Consider the following 18,778-nt stretch of genomic DNA (forward strand, 5'->3'; position numbering starts at 1 on the left):
CAATAACCGCTTGCCGTATGTTCTGTGCGGGAAGCACCACAAAAAGAGTGAGCTATGAAACGATTAATTGCTTGGATGATTTTACCCGCTTTTCTGTTAAGCGGTTGTGCTACCGGACGAATGTCCGGTAATCCTGGAGCCGTTATGGCAGGAGCCTCTATTGGCGGTTCGGTAGGTAGTGCGATAGGTGGTCTTATCGGTGAAAATAATCATGGATGGAGAGGCGGGTATCGTGGCTCTGCTATTGGTACGATTGTAGGGACGGTTGCCGGTGCGGCTATTGGAAATGCGGTATCTACGCCTCGTCAGAAGGAAGATGAGTATGTAGAGGTGATTGAAAGAAAGAAGTCTGTATCTCAACGTCCGATAGCGGTAGCTAATTTGAAGATACGGAACATACGTTTTATTGATGACAATCGTAATCATGTGATTGATGCCGGTGAAAATAGCAAGGTTATTTTTGAGATAGTCAATGAAGGGCGCACTCCTGTTTATGATGTCGTACCTGCGGTGGAAGAGGTTACCGGAATGAAGCATATATTTATTTCCCCCTCTGTTTTGGTAGAACAGATTGCTCCGGGTGAAGGCATACGTTATACTGCTACGGTATCGGCCGGAGAGAAACTGAAAGATGGAGAAGTGGTACTGCGTGTAACCGTGGCTGCCGGAGATAATGCGGAGTGTGACTGGCAAGAGTTTTCTTTGCCAACACAGAAGAGAATAAGATGATATCGGGAAGTAGATTCTTTTACTTATAAAAGTACGTATTTAAGTATGACTTAATATGCATTTTAAGTCACACTTAAAATGCATAGTTTATACTAATAAAGTACGTACTTTTAATTAATAATGTGCCAATGTGTTAATTTGCCAATATGCCAATGCCTTTCGGCAACACAGCGCAGCCAGTTGGCACATTGGCATATTAACACATTGGCACATTATTCATCACCAACTATTGCCGGCATTTCCTGTTCCTATCAGAGCTTCTACTGTTTGCCTGTATAGATTTGCTCCTTCCGCTATGTTTTTGGCAGCATCATTTGTACCCATGCCATATGCAATAATAGGGGTTTTCCATACCATTCCGGCGTGAATAGCTCCCACCTGATAAGGTCTTAATAATTCGTCTACTGTAAAACGATTTCTTCCTCCACTACGATATGCATCGAATTCTGAGCCTGTGGTAGTTACTACCACGAGTGGTTTACCCGCCACAGCCGGTGTTTTGGCCAAATAGGTGAATACTTCATCTTGCCACTTCTTTAGTAACGAGGGGGCAGACATCCAGTAGAACGGGAACTGATAGATAATAGCGGCTGCATGTGAAATAATCTTGCTCCATTCATCTACATTGAAAGTTTGTAACTCATACAGATTGTAAACTGCTACTTCTTCAATATCCTTTACGGCATCCACTAATGCCTTGTTTGCCTGTGACTCTTTCATGTTGGGGTGCGCCAGAAGAATCACTACTTTCTTTAAATCTCTGTCCATAACGTTTTCTTAATTTTTAGTGAAGAATCAAATCATTTCGTAAAGGTAGAAAATATTAGAAAACATTCCGTATTTTTGCATCATTATTCTATCTTACTATCTACTAACTACTAAATTCTATATTCTGAAATGATAGACTTTACCCAATTTCCTTCTCCTTGCTACATCATGGAAGAAGAATTGTTGAGAAAGAATCTGAGTCTGATAAAACAGGTTGCCGACAAGGCAGGGGTGGAAATTATCCTTGCTTTTAAGTCATTTGCTATGTGGCGTTCATTTCCCATATTCCGTGAGTATATCGCACACTCTACGGCAAGTTCCGTTTACGAAGCCCGTTTAGCGCTTGAAGAGTTTGGTAGCAAAGCACATACGTATTCACCTGCTTACACCGAACAGGACTTTCCGGAAATTATGCGTTGCAGCAGTCATATCACATTTAATTCACTGGCGCAGTTTCAACGATTCTATCCAATGGTTTTGGCAGAAGGGAGTGGGATCTCCTGTGGTATTCGTATTAATCCCGAATATTCCGAAGTGGAAACAGAACTTTATAACCCTTGTGCCCCCGGTACCCGTTTTGGCATTACAGCCGATTTGTTGCCCGAAGTTCTTCCACAGGGTATTGAAGGTTTTCATTGTCATTGTCATTGCGAGTCGTCGTCTTTTGAGCTGGAACATACTTTACAGCACATTGAAGAGAAATTCTCCCATTGGTTTTCACAGATAAAGTGGTTGAATTTAGGAGGCGGACATTTGATGACTCGTAAAGGGTACGATACAGAGCACCTCATTCGTTTGCTTCAGGGATTAAAATCCCGTTATCCTCATCTTCAGATTATTCTTGAACCTGGTTCGGCATTTACCTGGCAAACCGGGGTATTGACTTCTGAGATTGTTGATATAGTGGAGAGCCGTGGCATTAAAACCGCCATTCTCAATGTCAGCTTTACCTGCCATATGCCCGATTGTCTTGAAATGCCTTACCAGCCAGCTGTGCGTGGAGCCGAAATGGGAGACAATGGTACATTTGTTTATCGTCTTGGGGGGAATTCCTGTCTGAGTGGTGATTATATGGGATTTTGGAGTTTTGATCATGAACTTCGGATGGGTGAACGGATTGTGTTTGAAGACATGATACATTATACAATGGTGAAAACAAATATGTTTAATGGGATTCATCACCCTTCTATTGCTTTGTGGACTGAAGGAGGGACAGCTGAAATATATAAACAGTTCTCTTATGAAGATTATCGTGACCGAATGAGTTGATAATCAAACTAATCTTTTTGCGGGTGTAGCAAAGTGACTATTTTCTTACTAAAAAAACAAGCAGAATGTTTGCATGTTTAGAGAAAATGTCTACCTTTGCAACCGCAAACGAAAATTGCGGAAATAGCTCAGTTGGTAGAGCATAACCTTGCCAAGGTTAGGGTCGCGAGTTCGAGTCTCGTTTTCCGCTCATCTTTGAAATATTGGAAATTCATTCTTTGCCCAGGTGGCGGAATTGGTAGACGCGCACGTTTCAGGTGCGTGTGTCGAGAGGCATGCAGGTTCGAGTCCTGTTCTGGGCACAAAGAAATGGATAAGTTCAAGTACTTTAATAAATTTGGAGAGGTGGCGGAATTGGTAGACGCGCTACTTTGAGGGGGTAGTGACAATTATGTCGTGGGAGTTCGAGTCTCCTTCTCTTCACAACTATTAAAGATATGCGGAAATAGCTCAGTTGGTAGAGCATAACCTTGCCAAGGTTAGGGTCGCGAGTTCGAGTCTCGTTTTCCGCTCATTGAAAAGAAGAAAGGCCCAGGTGGCGGAATTGGTAGACGCGCACGTTTCAGGTGCGTGTGTCGAGAGGCATGCAGGTTCGAGTCCTGTTCTGGGCACAGTCTTTCTGATAAACAATTGATGAGAGACTAAATTGCGGAAATAGCTCAGTTGGTAGAGCATAACCTTGCCAAGGTTAGGGTCGCGAGTTCGAGTCTCGTTTTCCGCTCAGAGTTAAAGAGAGTATTTCGGGTAAAACCGGGATACTCTCTTTTTTTGTTTACTTTTCTTTACCCCGAATCAGCATGTACCTTCTTTGCTTATTGAGCAATTATTCTGTTTATAGAAAGCAAAACTTTAATAAAACTTAAAAATAATACTTCTGTTTTAACCTTCTCATCTTTACAAACTCTAACCTTTAAACGGCGGAACTATTCAACGATAACATCTAATACAAGTCCATTGAATATAAGTAGGTATATAGGTTGCTTTCAGGTTCTTTCAATTTTTTGTGTATTACAACTAACATGCACAACAATGAAGATTAAGGCACAGTCCGGTAAAGTGGTGTTTACCGGACGTGTTCTTGACGAAGAGACCCGCGAACCGGTACCTTATGCTGCTGTTCAGATCTATGTATTGCCCGATAGTACGTTTATTACCGGAGGAGCTACTGGAGCTGACGGTCGTTTCTCTCTTTCTGCCACAGCCCGAAAAACAGTAAAAATATCCATTCATGTATCTTATGTCGGTTATACGGCAATAGACCGTACATTGAATTATAGTGACAGGAAGATCGGTGACATATGTCTGGCTCCCGATGGGTTTATGCTCGAAGAAACTGTTATTACGGGCAAGGCTCCGATGGCAGTTACAGAGAATGATACGACAGTATATAACTCTTCAGCTTTTCGTACACCTGAAGGTTCCATGCTCGAGGAACTTGTGAAGCAGTTGCCGGGAGGAGAGATTACTGCGGATGGTAAGCTGATGATCCAGGGAAAGGAAGTGAAAAAGATACTGGTGGATGGTAAGGAATTCTTTTCGGATGATCCACAGGCAGCATTGAAGAATCTTCCGGTGGAAATGGTGGAGAAGTTGAAAGCATACGAGCGGAAGTCTGATCTGGCACGTCTTACAGGAATTGATGATGGTGAGGAAGAGATGATTCTCGATCTCTCTGTGAAAAAGGATATGAAGAAGGGCTGGATGGATAATTTTCTTGGTGGTATGGGAAGTAAAGAACGTTATGAAGTGGCGAATACGATGAACCGTATTCGTGAGAACTCCCAGCTCACAGTGATTGCTAATTGGAACAATACAAATAATCAGGGCTTTTCGGAACTTCAGCAACAGTCATCCAATGCCACAGGAAATACCCGTGGCAGGGCAGGAATGGGGACTTCCCGTTCATTGGGATTTAACTTCAGCAAAGATTGGGGGAATGTTAAATTCAGATCAAATGTACAGTATTCCGGAACGGATCGTGAGGAGGAGAGTAAGACGGTGACCGATAATTTTATGAAAGCGGAAAAGTCCATAACCAACAGTACGAGCAGTAGCCGAAACAGAAATAACGGAGTGACGGGAAATGCCTACCTGGAATGGAAGATAGATACGGTAACCAATCTTATATTCCGTCCTACGTTTCGCTATTCAACAGCCGATCGCAGAGGAGCCAGTTATCAGAAAAGCTGGTCGGGAGAGGAAGAACTGAACGAAAAAGAGTCCTCTAACTGGTCGGAGAGTTCGCAATACAGTCTGGCGTTGATGTTGCAGGTGAACCGTAAACTGAATACGAAAGGGCGTAATGTTGCTTTGAAACTGGATTATGGTACAAATGCTTCTACATCAGATCGTTTGAATTATGCCACCACCCGTTATTTTAAAACCGGTACGGAGAAAATATTGAATCAGAAGATTGATAATAAGACGGATGGGGATAATTATCGTATTCAATTGGTATATGTAGAACCGTTACCTTGGGCACACTTTCTGCAACTTCGTTATAGTTATCAGCATCGTACATCGAACTCTGATCGTAAAGCTTATAACTGGAATAAGGAATTGGAAGATTTTACAGAAGATCCGGATACGCTGAATAGTAACTGTTTTGAGAATCAATATTCCAATCATCTCGTAAATCTTTCGGTCCGCACTACACAGAAAATGTATAACTATAACGTAGGGGTTGATCTTGAACCACAAAAGTCCGTTAGTGATAGTTATGTATTGGATGTATTGAAATACAGCCTTCCCCGAAGTGTACTCAATTTCTCACCGACCGTTAGTTTCCGGTATAAGTTTTCCAAACGTACGCGTTTGCAAATAACGTATCGTGGAAAGAGCCGCCAACCCTCTGTTCGTGATTTGCAACCTATTTCTGACCAAACCAATCCGTTGAATATCCGTATGGGTAATCCTTCGCTGAAACCTTCGTATACCAATACCTTCAATCTTAATTATAATTCTTATAATGTGAAGTATCAACGCAATATGGTGTTGCAACTTACCGCTGAGAATACGCTGAACAGCGTCACTAATCAGGTTACTTATGATAGTGAAACCGGTGGACGTACTACTATACCAGTCAACATGAACGGTAATTGGGAAGCACAGGGCTCTTTTTCACTGAGTACTCCTTTCAAGAATAAGAATTGGTTGGTACGTACGTATTCCCAACTTCGGTTTAGTAATAAAAACGGATATACTACACTTAATAAGGAAGAGCCGCAAAAGAGTTCTGTCCGCCATCTGACAGCGCGAGAGAGACTCAATCTCACTTATCGTACCAAGCAGATTGAGATTGGTGCCCGGGGGTCTGTTGTCTACAATAACTCATACAATAATGTGAAAAGTATTCGTACAGAAACCTTCGACTATCAGGCGGGAATGAATGTACAATGTTATCTTCCCTGGGGTTTTGAAGTGTATAGTGATGCTGTGTGGAATCTGCGTTCGGGATACGGGCAAAACGAGGGTAATGATTATCTGATGTGGAACGCACAACTCTCCAAATCTTTTTTCAAACGGAAACAGCTGTTGTTGCGATTCAAGATTTATGATATTCTGCAACAAGAGAACGCACTGACCCGTACTATCACAGCAACTTCCATACGGGACACTGAGTCCAACGTATTGGGGAGTTATTTCATATTCCATGTTATCGTGAGGATAAATAAGATGGGCGGTAAAGTGAAGCGTAAGTAACTCAGTCCTTTATTTTTCCGTTTCAGTCTCCAATATTCCGTTTCGTTATATCTCTTCCTTTTTTTCAGAAAACTAACTCGTACGTTTGCTCCCAAAATGTGTAATCAATGAATATGAAGGAGTTAATGTATCTTTTCCTCACTGTCACCTTTCTGGCTTCGTGTAGCACAGAGCAGAAAAGTAAAAAAGAGGAAGCTATGCCAGTGAGAGTGTTTTGTGCCGAACGGGCAGTTAGTGAACCGGACAGAGAATTTACTTTCCTGTCTCAACCGTTTAAGTCTACCGAGCTTTCTTTTCGTGTAGGTGGTCCTGTATTGAATTTTGATGTCAGGTCTGGTCAGTTTTTCCGTAAAGGAGAGGTGATCGCTTCTATTGACGACCGCGATTTTAAAGTACGTAAAGAGAAAGCGGAAGCTGTATATCAACAGGCAGAAGCAGAATATAAGCGAATCGCTGCATTGTATGAGAAAGAAAATATCTCAGCCAGTACTTATGAGAAAGCAAAAGCAGATTGTGCCATAGCCCGTGCCGCATACCAAACGGCAGCCAATGAATGGGAGGACACCCGTCTATATGCCCCTTTTGACGGATATATCCAGACGGTGAATATAGAGCGATATCAGGAGGTACGTGCTTCGCAACCTGTGGTCAGTTTTATAGATCTTTCACGTCTGAAAATAGAGGCTTATATCCCTGAAAATATGGCTGTTATTCTGCAAAAACAACTTGCTTTCTCCTCGGGTAGCGGGTTAAAGTTCCGCTTTGATGCATTGAAAGATAAAGTTTATACTACTACAGATGTAGAAGTATCTAAAAGTACTACCTCCAATAATCTTTCTTTTCTGCTAACAGCTGTTCTCGATAATCGGAATAATGAATTATTGGGTGGTATGAGTGGTACACTAACAATCACACTTCCTGGCGATTCAACAGTAGAAAAGGAATCCGTTTTTATTCCTCAATTGGCAGTGTGTCATCGCCCTACGACAGGAACTTTTGTGTGGAAACTGACAGAAGATAACCGGGTAAAGACTGTTCCTGTGAATATAGGGGATTTAAAGAATGATAACAAAATAGAGGTTGTATCAGGACTTTCTGTGGGTGATATAGTAGTATTGAGCGGACATGGGTTTCTTTCGGAGGACCGAGAGGTAAGCGTTATCAAATAAACAAAGAGGTATGAAAAAAATTGTAGCATTCTTTTTAAAGAATCGTGCTTTTGCAATGCTGATTTTGTTTTTGGTATTAGCGGGAGGGCTTTATTCGTATTTTAAAATGGGTAAACTGGAAGATGCACCATTTACTATTAAACAGGCACTTGTGACTACTGCTTATCCGGGTGCATCACCTCATGAGGTACAGATACAGGTAACCGATGTACTTGAAGAGGCTATTCAGTCGTTGGGCGAATTATACTATCTGAAAACGGATAACCGTGCCGGATTATCAAAAATTACCGTATATGTCAAGAAAGAAATTCGTGCAGATGAGATGCAACAGTTGTGGGATAAGCTTCGTCGTAAAGTGAATGATGTACAATCCAAGCTTCCTGCGGGTGCCGCTACTTCGGTCGTGAACGATGACTTTGGAGATGTTCTTGGAGTATTTTATGGCTTGTATGGCGAAGAGCATTCGTATCGCGAACTGGAAAATCAGGCTAAAAACATAAAAAACGAACTGCTTAAAATTAAAAATGTAGCTAAGGTAGAAGTTTTTGGTATTCAAAATCCTGTAATCGAGGTGTTGGTACAGCCTTCATTAATGGCTCAGACGGGCATAACAACAGCGGATATAATCCGTGCGTTCGATAAACAAAACAAGGTTGTGGATGCAGGGGCTGTTGAGAATGGGAATAATCGCCTTCGTATTGAAGCACGTGGTAGTTTCACTAATTTAGCAGAGATTGAAAATATGACAATAATCTCCGGAACCGGAGAATACTTCCGGTTGAAGGAGGTGGCAAATGTCAGTGAAGAATATATGCGTCCGGCGCGTAATCTGATGAAGATTAATAATACGCCTGCCCTGGGTATTGCTATTTCTACCGTGGCGGATGGAAATGTGGTCGATATGGCTGCTCTCGTCAAGAAGACAGTGGAACGCATCAACACAGAGATGCCTGACGGATATAAACTGACACCAATCTATGATCAAGGCTATGAATCTGCCGTTGCTAATGATGGTTTCATTCTGAATCTGATTATTTCTGTTATTACGGTGGTGGCAGTGTTGCTTTTCTTTATTGGTTTCAAGAATGGGGTACTGATAGGGAGCGGACTGGTGTTTTCCATTTTTGCAACCCTCATTTATATGCATGCTAATGGTATCGCCCTGCAACGTATGTCTCTTGCAGCTATTATCATTGCAATGGGAATGCTTGTAGATAATGCCATTGTAGTATTTGATTCGGCGTTGATGAATATGGAACGGGGAATGCGGAAACGAAATGCCATTATGAAAGCGATATCCGATACGGCCATACCTTTGCTTGCTGCTACGGTGATTGCCATTCTGACATTTATGCCGGTTTATCTTTCTCCTGATATTACGGGAGAACTGCTTTCGTCTCTTTTCATTGTAATAGCAGTATCATTGTTGTTTAGTTGGGTATTTGCCATTACGCAAAACGCGCTTTTTATCGAACAGTTTGTGAGACGCCCTCGTCCCGAAGAACTGAAAAGCGAGCTTTATCAGGGTAAAGTGTACAATTGGTTCCGGAAGATGTTGGAATGTACCCTTCGGCGGAAGTATCTTCTGTTGGGAGTAATGGTCGGTTTGTTATTCCTTTCGGGGTGGGGATTTCAGTTTATTCCGAAACGATTTACGCCTCAACTTAATAAGCAATATTTTACGATTGATATGTGGATGCCCGAAGGGACGAAAATAGAGCAGATGGAAGCTGCTACTAAAGATATATCCGACTTCTTGGAAAGCTTTGAAACAACCCGGCAGGTATCTACATTTATCGGTCAAACCCCTCCGCGTTTTTATTTGGCTAATACGTCTTTTGGTCCTCAGCACAATTATGCACAGTGTATTGTTGAAGCACGTTCTCCGGAAGAGGCACGTGAGTTGCAGGCAGTACTTCGTGATACGGTAGGCAGGCAATTCCCGGAGGTCTTTATGAGAGTAAACCGTTTTGAACTGAGCACAGTGCCACAGGCATTGATAGAAGCCCGTTTCTGTGGCCCGGACGAAGCAATACTGGATTCATTGACAGAGTTGGCGCTTGGTGTGATGCGTCGTAATCCGAAAGTTGCGAATGCCCGTAATGAATGGGGAAATATGGCCATGATGGTGCAGACAGATTATGAACCGGTACAAGCGGGTCAGTTGAATATTGGTAAAGATAACATGATGGAGGCAACAAAAGCGATTGGGGATGGAGTGTCGGTTGGTATTTATCGTGACAATGAGAAAAAAGTACCGGTTTTGCTGAAGTCGGACATGTCCCGTGAAATGAACCTTGATCAATTGGGAGATCTTGCTGTATGGAACGGAATCCACTCGGCTCCATTGGCACAGGTAACCAAAGACATCCGTATCGGCTGGGAATATCCTTTGATACGTACCTACAACCGGCAACTCTCTATGGCGGCCATGTGTGACGTGCAACCGGGACATACCATGGCGGAAGTGCATGCTGAAATAAAAAACGAGATAGAGAAGATACAGCTTCCGGAAGGGTACACTTTCTTTTGGGATGCACAATACAAAACTCAGAAAGAAGGAATGGCTGCATTAACGAAGTTCTTTCCACTGGCATTATTGTTATTGATTCTTATTTTGGTAGCCCTGTTCCGCAACTATCGTCAGCCATTGATCACTTTCTTGATTTTGCCGCTTTCAGTAATAGGAGTCGTATTTGGTCAGCTGGTGACAGGGACGGAATTTGGCTTTTTCAGTATAGCAGGATGGTTGGGATTGTTGGGTATGATTATTAAAAATGTGATTGTATTGCTGGATGAGGTAAATATTCAGCTTCGTACCGGAGTAAAACCATATACAGCTATTATTGAATCTACCGTGTCACGTGTACGCCCGGTATTGATGGCAGCGGTAACGACCATACTGGGTATGGTGCCACTTCTTTTTGATGTAGTATTTGCAGGTATGGCTGCAGCTATTGTGTTCGGACTGACATTTGCTACATTACTTACTTTGTTTATTACTCCAGCGTTGTATGCTGTATTTTATAATGTAAAAAAGGAATTATGAATATAGAAAAGAAAGTGTTTCAGTTAATAATATCGGCAATGTTTTTTGTTGTTCCCGTTTATGGGCAGCATAGCGAGTTACTGAGTCAATATCGTAACCGTGCTTTGCAATATAATCAGGACATGAAAGCTGCCGAAAAGAATATTGCTTTAAGTAAAGAGTTGGAGAAATCTGCTAAAACAGAATATAAGCCAAAACTTTCTGCCGGAGCAAATTTCAATTATACAGGTAATCCGATGGAGCTTTCATTAGATTTACCTTCTCTGGATAATCCACTCCAATTTGAAGGGCGACACATGAAATATGGAGCTTCCGTTTCACTGGCTCAGCCGTTGTACACCGGAGGACGTATCCGCGAAGGAGTGAAAAAAGCAGAGGCAGAAAGTCGTCTGGCTCTTAATCAATCGGAGATGATAAAGTCTGATATTAGTTATGAAGCAGATTTGCGCTATTGGAGTACGGTGGCGCGTAATGAGATGGTAAAGGTTACCCGCCGGTTTACCGGCGCGGTAGAAGAATTAACCAAGGTGATACGTGAGCGGGTAGAAGTACAACTGGTAGATCGTAATGACTTGCTGATGGCAGAAGTTAAATTGAACGATGCCCGTTATCAGTTAATGCAGGCAGAGAATAACTACGAGGTGGCACGTATGTCGCTCAACTCTTTTATAGGAGTTGATTATGATTTAGTGATACCGATTGATACATTGGTATCTCCGATCCATGAGGTTGGTAGTTTGCCTGCCTATATGGACCAGGCAGGTAATAATCGGCCGGAATTACGTATGGCACAAGATAAGATTTCGATACAGGAATCAGCACATAAGCTCAATCAGTCGCAATTCCTGCCACAGTTCTATGTGGGGGTAGATGGTAGTTATAGTTCTCCGGGATATAATTTTAAAGCAGATCTTGATCCTAATTACGCTGTATATGCTAAAGTCAGTATTCCTTTATTTGAATGGGGAAAACGTCGTAATGAGAAACGTGCAGGAGAGTATCGGGTAGCTATTGCAAGAGAGAATTTTAGTAAGGTCAAAGATGTGGTGAGCCTTGAAGTGCAATCGGCTTATTATAATTATGTACAGGCTGTGGAGCGGGTGACACTCACAGAGAACTCTCTGACAAAAGCCCGGGAGAACGAAGCTATGGCCCTGGAACGTTATCGTGAAGGCAAGATGTCTGTTGATGGTGTATTGGATGCACAAATGTTTCATCAGACGGCACAAATGAATTTTGTACAGTCGCGCCTGACGGCTCAGATCAGTTATTCGGCATTTGTACGGGCATTGGGATTGTTATCAATATAAATGTTTATCTTTGTACTTATATAATTATTCCTGTGTTTTATGAGAACTTTTCATCCCCGATATGTCCGGTTATTGAATGTCCTGCTTTTCTCCGGGTTAGGATGTTTCTCGTATTTGCTGCTGGCACTTTATTCGGATTTACCTAAACGTGACGATCTGGATTTTACTTCATTGGGCTTTATCATTGGCGTAATGCTGGCTTTCAATGCAATGGGCTTCTGTATTATTCTGGTAGACTCATGGTTAAAGCGCGGATTTCTTTTCTTTGTTGAAAAGCGTAGAAGAGTATTACTGTATTATGTCGGATTGGGGATATTATTATTTCTTTTGAACTATCTGTTGTTCGTAGGTCTGAAGTGGATGGCGGATGTCGATCGCCTGTTTTATATTCGCTGGTCCGGTATACGGTTACTTTTACTTGTTTGGTTGGTAGAGATGGTGATTATCGGATTGACGGCAACTAATAATTTCTATCGGCATACCATTGTACTTTATAAGCGGAACAGAAGTTTGGAAGAAAGTTCTATCGAAGCACAGTATCAGGCTTTGCAAAGCCAGCTCAATCCACATTTTCTATTTAATAGCCTCAACACATTGATTTCTGAAATAGAGTATAATCCTCAAAATGCCGTACAGTTTACACAACACCTGTCCGATGTGTATCGTTATATTCTTCAATGCCAGCAGCAGCGCCTCACAACGTTGAGTGATGAGTTGGAGTTTTTTAATTCGTATATTTTTCTGCATCGTGTCCGTTTGGGCGATTGTATCTGTGTAGATTGTCGGTTGGATGAATCATTGTTGGAAAGTAAATTGCCTCCACTGACACTTCAACTACTTGCCGAGAATGTAATAAAGCATAATATGATTTCTATTCGTAATCCTATGGTTATTTCTATTACTTATTCAGAGGCAGAAGACCGGTTGGTGGTGTGCAATAGCCTTCGTCCTAAAAAGTCTGTACAGTCCTCAGGCATAGGATTGAGAAATTTATCTTCTCGTTATCGTCTTATATGTGGAAGAGAGATAACTATTGAACATACATCCGATTTATTTTTTGTTAAAATACCATTGTTGCATGAATAACCCTATTGTCCGGGCAGCTATAATTGAAGATGAAATACCTGCTGCCCGTTTACTGAACAGAATGCTGGCAGAACTTCGTCCGGAATGGGAGATACTCTTGTTGCCTGGCAATATTGAAGAGGCTGTGGAGTGGTTTGGTGAGAATCCACATCCCGATATTCTTTTTTTGGACATTCAGTTGATGGATGGTAACTCTTTTCTTTTTATAGAAAGAGCTTCTCCCCAAAGTATGATTGTGTTTACAACGGCTTTTGATACTTATGCCGTTCGTGCTTTCACTGTCAATAGCATCGATTATTTATTAAAGCCGATTCACCGGGAACGTTTAGCCGATACTTTGGATAAATTTGATACTTTACACAGTCGGTATCCTGAGAATGAATTTAGTTATCAGAATGAAATGCTGGAAGTGTTACGTACTCTTTCAAGTCCGGTGAAACGCTATCGTACCCGTTTTCTTATTTCAGTGGGCGAAAGACTGATAACACTTCCGGTGAGTGATGTGGCCTATTTCTATTCGGAGAACCGGGTGACATTTGCCGTTACCCGGCAAGGGAGGGAATATATCGTAGATTTCTCATTGGATAAATTGGGAGAACAATTGGATCCGGATAACTTTTTTCGTACTAACCGGCAGACGCTTGTAGAAATAAATGCTATCCGTAAAATAGAGCCTTATTTTCAAAACAAAGTAGTGGTAGAGGTCGTTCCCCCATTCAAAGACAAAATATTGGTAAGTAAGGAGAAGATAGCTTCATTTAAGGTTTGGCTCAATTATTGACTCTTGTTTCTACATTTATGATATAAAATTGAAAGCCTTTGCGACAACACTGCAAAGGCTTTTTTCTTTTTTCCGTTAGCTTTGCCGCTGTGATAAAGTTAATTGAGAATTAAAACTATTTTAGAGGATTGAATGATGAATTCTATTACACGAAAAACACCTGTGCTTTGGTTTGCTTTATGTTGTCTGGGAATGAGTGCACAGGCAGCTTCCGGGCTTACTCCCTGGGTCTTGAAAGCAGATTCTTTATTATTATCTTCCGGAACGACGTACCGATATACAGTAGATACTCCCGAGGGGGAGGGACTGGTTTCTACTTTACCTTCCGTTACTGAATTAGTAGAACTCTTTTCCAAGTCGGAAAAAGCTGTTTGCCGGGTGACGGATCTTCATGGTAATATCAAGGTAGATAGAACGCCCTTGGAAGGTGATCGTATGGAGTTAGTTTCTCCACAGGGAAAAGTCACCAGGCGGTGGATGATTGGAATAAGAAATGCTGCCCTTCCGGCACAATTGTTGTTACATCGCGAACAGGCTACAATAAACGCGCCGGGTAACATTGTTCTTGATTTCCGGGCCGGACAGCGAAGTCCGATGGTGAAGGTAGAAATCCGTGTCCCGGCAGGTATCGTCGTGACACTTGATAATACAACCGTGAACGTGATAGGACGTGGGGAGGTATTATTGCGTGATCTGCCTAAACAATCGATAGGGCGTACCGGCACTCACTACTCATATAATAAAGTGGGGAATGTAGCCTTGCGGGATGAAGGTGAGCGGGGAACGGTGATTGTATTTAGTGGTCTTGATTTTCGACCTTCAAATGGTCCGGATCTGCGGATCTGCTTTCGTGGAGTAGCTCCGGTGCGTAAAGGAATAAATCGCTTTGAAGCTATTTATACAACTTCAAAGCCGGAAGTATTGCAGAGTCCTGTTGCTGTGGCAGATTTGGAAGGCATTACCACTGTTGCTGATCTTGTACGTACTCCGTTGCGTGATTTTACGTATCGTCCCGGACAGGAATATACGTATGCCTCTTTTTCCTGGACTCCCCCTCACAACGCTTCTTCCGTAGAACTGCTTCAATCAGCAGACGGTGGGAATACATGGACAACAGCCCGGGCGGAAGTAACTCCTGATAGTCGTGAGACAGCTGCGAACGGATTGGAACCGAATCGCCTGTATGCTTTCAAACTTCGTGTCAAAGGAGGGCAGAATAAAGGAGAATCCAACACTGTATGGTTCTATACCGGACGAAAAGATATCAGAGATTATCGTGTAAAAGGAGATGGAGTAGCTGATGATACGGAAGCTATCAATGAGGCTATTATCAATATGAGCCGTTTGGGAGGTGGTATCCTTCGATTTACCCAAGGAACCTATAATGTACGTACTATCCATTTACAAAGTAATGTGTGGTTGCATCTGGATAGTGATGCTACGATACAGGCATTGCCCGGTGCCGATGCTCCCGAGGTAACCTGGTTTAGTGATCGTGCTTATCGTTCAGGGCTCTCGCCCACAGACCCGCGTCCTTATGCCGACCCGGAAAATTATCTTACGAAGCAAGATGTAGGACATACTTTCTTTCGCAATTGCATGTTCTTTGGAGAACGAATTGACAATGTAAAAGTTGTAGGTACGGGGCGTATTACCGGTAATGGTAATATTGTGACTTCGGATAAAGTGATGAATAATTCTCCGGAGAAACGTAGTGATAAAATGTTTTCTTTAAAACTTTGTACGAATGTAGAGATTGGCGGATGGGATGTAAAGAAAGATATGTGGTATGATCCGGAAAAGGACATACCTTATTATATAGAAGGAGATAACAGGTTATATAGTGACAGTACAATGCTGCACATTGATCAGGGAGGGCATTTTGTGTTGTTGGCTACAGGTACGGATGGTATTCATGTACATGATACTTACTTTGCAAAGCATAGTACAAAGAATGCCCGCGATATTTATGATTTTATGGCATGCAATGATGTGACGGTAACAAATATCTACTCTAAGGTAAGTTCGGATGATATTGTAAAACCCGGTTCGGATTGTTCATTGGGCTATACTCGTCCGGCACGCCATTACATGGTGAGAAATATTGTGGGAGATACTAACTGTAATCTCTTTCAGATAGGATCAGAAACAGCAGATGATATTCAGGATCTGTATGTGGATAATATCTATGTGTTGGGTGCTAATAAGGCGGGTTTTTCTATTTCTACCAATGATGGTGGTCATGTGAAGAATGTTTATCTGAATAGCGGTAAAACAGGTCCTATACATTCCCGTTCGGTAATGCGTCGTACGAGAGCCCCCTTCTTTATCTCTATTTCCAATCGTGGGCGTGTATTGGGAGCCGATGTTGCTCCGTTTACTTTCACTGAAAATGGAGTGGTACGTAAGGAACTGCTTGTAACCAATTCTAACATTGGGCAGGTAGAGAATATTGTTATCTGTGGGGTGGATATTGAAGAGGTCTATGGTGGTAGTTCATTTCGTGGCGACCGTTGGAAAGCTTATGACGGTTCACAAAGTAAAGCGACTCCTATTATTGCAGGATTTAAACTGCCTGATTCGGATGTTGTGGAAGGTGGGTTGACATTCCGTCTGCCGGATGGGAACCATACGGGGTACATCAATAATGTGCAATTCCATGATGTGAGTTTGAAAGTAAAGGGAGGATATCCGTCGGAAGATGCAAAAGCATATCCACCGGAGATAGGAGTAGGCCGCTATAATGTAGGAGACCTGAAGATACAGCCGGCGTTCGGATTTTGGGCACGCCATGTCAAGGGCTTCTTATTGAAGAATTGTCGTATTGCTGCCGAACAACCGGATGGACGCTATGCTGTAGTGATGGATGATGTGATAGGAGGTGAGGTAGAAAGTTTGCAGGTGGATAAAGGAATATCAGATAAAGAAGAAGTGAAATTGATAGACTGCGAAGATATAAGACAATGATTTTCTTCTCATCAGAGCGGACCCTTCCTAACAGTATATGTAACGGGATATAACAATATATGTAATGGAACATAATAATATATGTAACGAAGCACTAAGTATTATTACTTAAGTAATACTTCAAATTTAATTCATACTATGATAGCGTTTTATTAAAACGTAAATGATCGCAGATTATCGCAAATTAGAAGGCTTGCTGTACTACTTGAGAGACGATATTCTTTGCGTGAATTTGTGATAATCTGCTGCGTTTCAATGATACTATCATTTAATTAGGATACAGTACTTATTATAATTAATAGTCAAAGAAAATGATAAAGAAGATATATCTCTATTTCAGGCAGAAAGTTGAGAGTTGTAACAGAGCCAGGTGGTATCATATTTTCCTCTTTTGGGGGTTGGGTATCTCTTCTACAGTTTGGTTTCTGGTTCGTGTGGTTCCTAAGCCTTCGCGGGCTACTTATCCTTGTATGCAGGCAGCTGCTCCTATGATGTCTGCTTTCGTCGTCTATCTGTTGTCTTTTACAGGTGCATGGTTCAGCTACCGGAAGATGAAACAGGCATTGCGTGCACGTCATTACCTTTATACAACGTTGTTTTTCTTTTTGTTGATATTTTTCGGAGGTATGATGGCGATAGAGAACAGTGGTGAGATGCTGGCGCAAATCGTTCTTCCTGTTAGTGAACCGAAGATGGCATGGGGAAAGAATAACCCTGTGGGTACGGCAAAAGGAATTTATCCCGGTCGTGTTGTCTGGTCACATGCTCCCGGAGCTGCAACATGGGAGAAAGGTACTGGTTTCTGGTATGAAGATCATTACACCAATCAGTCGGATGCAGATTGGTTAGTGGTGCAGTCTCTTCTTTCTTTGACGGGTGAGAAAAGTGAGAAGAAAGCATGGAATGCTCTGTTTGCCTACTTTAATCGCGAACATGGCAAAGGTGGTAAGGGATATAGGAAAGGGGAAAAGATTGCAATTAAAATCAATCAGAACAATACGTTTTCACATGATGACTCCGAAGAACTGAACGCTTCTCCGCATCTTGTGCTTTCCTTGTTGCGTAGCCTGATATACGAGGGAGGGATCCCTCAACAACAGATCACGGTGTTTGATGCGAGTCGCTTTATCACTCATACTTTATTTGAAAAATGTAATACAGAGTTTCCTGATGTAACTTATCTGGATAATGAAGGGGGGGACGGACGGGTGAAATCAACCTATATCTCCGATGCCATTCCATACTCGGTTGATAACGGAAAACTGGCTCGCGGTCTGGCTTGTTGCGCTATTGAGGCTGATTATCTTATCAATATGGCTTTGTTGAAAGGCCATGGAGGTCAAGGTGTTACGCTTTGTGCAAAAAATTGGTATGGTGTCACTGATATTGATCGCAATTTTCGTAAGAATCAGCATAATAACTTTAATCAGGATCGTGGCGGACGTCCGCGATATATGACGTTTACTGATTATATTGCTCACAAAGATTTAGGGCAAAAGACCATGCTTTTTCTTATTGACGGGCTTTATGGATCAGAAAAGGTGAATGGGGCTCCTTCTGGAAAATGGAAGATGGAGCCTTTTGGAGGCAATTGGCCCTGTTCTTTATTTGCTTCGCAAGATCCTGTAGCAATTGATGCTGTAGGTATTGATTTTCTTAGTACGGAGTTTCCACGGATGGCAGATGTGAATTACTGTGATATGTATCTTGTGGAAGCAGCATTGGCAAATAATCCGCTATCCGGCACTTTCTATGATCCCGAACAGGACGGAACAGGTGTACATAGTCTTGGTGTATTAGAACATTGGAATAATCCTACAGATAAACAGTATAGTCGTAATTTAGGACAAAAGAGCGGAATTGAACTGGTATATAAGAAGAAATAAGTGTTTTTATTGATGTATGAGACGATTTCTATAGTATTTGAATGAATACTTAAAATCGTCTC

Annotated in this window: 11 protein-coding genes and 6 tRNA genes; 16 read left to right on the forward strand and 1 reads right to left on the reverse strand. The window is 42.0% G+C overall.

Going from position 1 to position 18,778, the window contains the following annotated elements:
* Window positions 1-54 precede the first annotated feature (54 nt).
* Complete coding sequence (locus ACESQI_RS03175) at window positions 55-729, forward strand: glycine zipper family protein (protein WP_373125426.1); 675 nt, start codon at window positions 55-57, stop codon at window positions 727-729.
* A gap of 219 nt (window positions 730-948) precedes the next feature.
* On the opposite strand, the gene ACESQI_RS03180 is transcribed toward ACESQI_RS03175, so the two are convergent.
* The gene (locus tag ACESQI_RS03180; protein ID WP_373125427.1) at window positions 949-1,497 is read right to left on the reverse strand and encodes an NAD(P)H-dependent oxidoreductase; all 549 of its coding nucleotides are present in this window, start codon (window positions 1,495-1,497) and stop codon (window positions 949-951) included.
* Window positions 1,498-1,626: 129 nt separating this feature from the next.
* Between ACESQI_RS03180 and nspC the strand changes: the two genes are divergently transcribed.
* The 15 genes from nspC to ACESQI_RS03255 all read left to right on the forward strand — a co-directional run bounded on the left by nspC (window position 1,627) and on the right by ACESQI_RS03255 (window position 18,716).
* A complete protein-coding gene (gene nspC / locus ACESQI_RS03185; RefSeq protein WP_002559944.1) occupies window positions 1,627-2,766 on the forward strand; it encodes a carboxynorspermidine decarboxylase in 1,140 nt (379 codons plus the stop codon).
* Between the two features lie 117 nt (window positions 2,767-2,883).
* Window positions 2,884-2,956 (forward strand) — tRNA-Gly (locus tag ACESQI_RS03190).
* A 30-nt stretch (window positions 2,957-2,986) separates the two neighbouring features.
* Window positions 2,987-3,068, forward strand: a tRNA-Leu gene (locus ACESQI_RS03195).
* Window positions 3,069-3,105: 37 nt separating this feature from the next.
* Window positions 3,106-3,189: transfer RNA gene (locus tag ACESQI_RS03200), tRNA-Leu, on the forward strand.
* Between the two features lie 16 nt (window positions 3,190-3,205).
* Window positions 3,206-3,278 (forward strand) — tRNA-Gly (locus ACESQI_RS03205).
* Between the two features lie 17 nt (window positions 3,279-3,295).
* A tRNA-Leu gene (locus tag ACESQI_RS03210) sits at window positions 3,296-3,377 on the forward strand.
* Window positions 3,378-3,414: 37 nt separating this feature from the next.
* Window positions 3,415-3,487: transfer RNA gene (locus ACESQI_RS03215), tRNA-Gly, on the forward strand.
* A 308-nt stretch (window positions 3,488-3,795) separates the two neighbouring features.
* The gene (locus ACESQI_RS03220; RefSeq protein ID WP_373125428.1) at window positions 3,796-6,468 is read left to right on the forward strand and encodes an outer membrane beta-barrel protein; all 2,673 of its coding nucleotides are present in this window, start codon (window positions 3,796-3,798) and stop codon (window positions 6,466-6,468) included.
* Between the two features lie 107 nt (window positions 6,469-6,575).
* Window positions 6,576-7,637 (forward strand): efflux RND transporter periplasmic adaptor subunit, encoded by a 1,062-nt coding sequence (locus ACESQI_RS03225; RefSeq protein WP_373125429.1) that lies wholly within the window; start codon window positions 6,576-6,578, stop codon window positions 7,635-7,637.
* 10 nt (window positions 7,638-7,647) lie between these two features.
* Window positions 7,648-10,686 carry an efflux RND transporter permease subunit gene (locus ACESQI_RS03230; protein WP_373125430.1) on the forward strand — a complete coding sequence of 1,013 codons (3,039 nt, stop codon included), beginning with the start codon at window positions 7,648-7,650 and terminating at the stop codon, window positions 10,684-10,686.
* Window positions 10,683-11,996 (forward strand): TolC family protein, encoded by a 1,314-nt coding sequence (locus ACESQI_RS03235; RefSeq protein ID WP_368107000.1) that lies wholly within the window; start codon window positions 10,683-10,685, stop codon window positions 11,994-11,996. The genes ACESQI_RS03230 and ACESQI_RS03235 overlap by 4 nt, the downstream gene beginning before the upstream one ends.
* A gap of 39 nt (window positions 11,997-12,035) precedes the next feature.
* Window positions 12,036-13,082, forward strand: coding sequence for a sensor histidine kinase (locus tag ACESQI_RS03240; protein WP_368107001.1), 1,047 nt, complete (start codon window positions 12,036-12,038; stop codon window positions 13,080-13,082).
* Complete coding sequence (locus tag ACESQI_RS03245; protein WP_373125431.1) at window positions 13,075-13,863, forward strand: LytR/AlgR family response regulator transcription factor; 789 nt, start codon at window positions 13,075-13,077, stop codon at window positions 13,861-13,863. The genes ACESQI_RS03240 and ACESQI_RS03245 overlap by 8 nt, the downstream gene beginning before the upstream one ends.
* Before the next feature lie 132 nt (window positions 13,864-13,995).
* Window positions 13,996-16,830: a glycosyl hydrolase family 28-related protein gene (locus tag ACESQI_RS03250; RefSeq protein WP_373125432.1), complete on the forward strand. Its 2,835-nt coding sequence runs from the start codon at window positions 13,996-13,998 to the stop codon at window positions 16,828-16,830.
* A 311-nt stretch (window positions 16,831-17,141) separates the two neighbouring features.
* Complete coding sequence (locus ACESQI_RS03255) at window positions 17,142-18,716, forward strand: DUF362 domain-containing protein (RefSeq protein WP_320935032.1); 1,575 nt, start codon at window positions 17,142-17,144, stop codon at window positions 18,714-18,716.
* The last annotated feature ends 62 nt before the right edge of the window (window positions 18,717-18,778 follow it).

Origin of the sequence: Bacteroides sp. HPS0048 (genome assembly GCF_964240755.1) — a bacterium.
Lineage (GTDB): Bacteria > Bacteroidota > Bacteroidia > Bacteroidales > Bacteroidaceae > Bacteroides > Bacteroides nordii.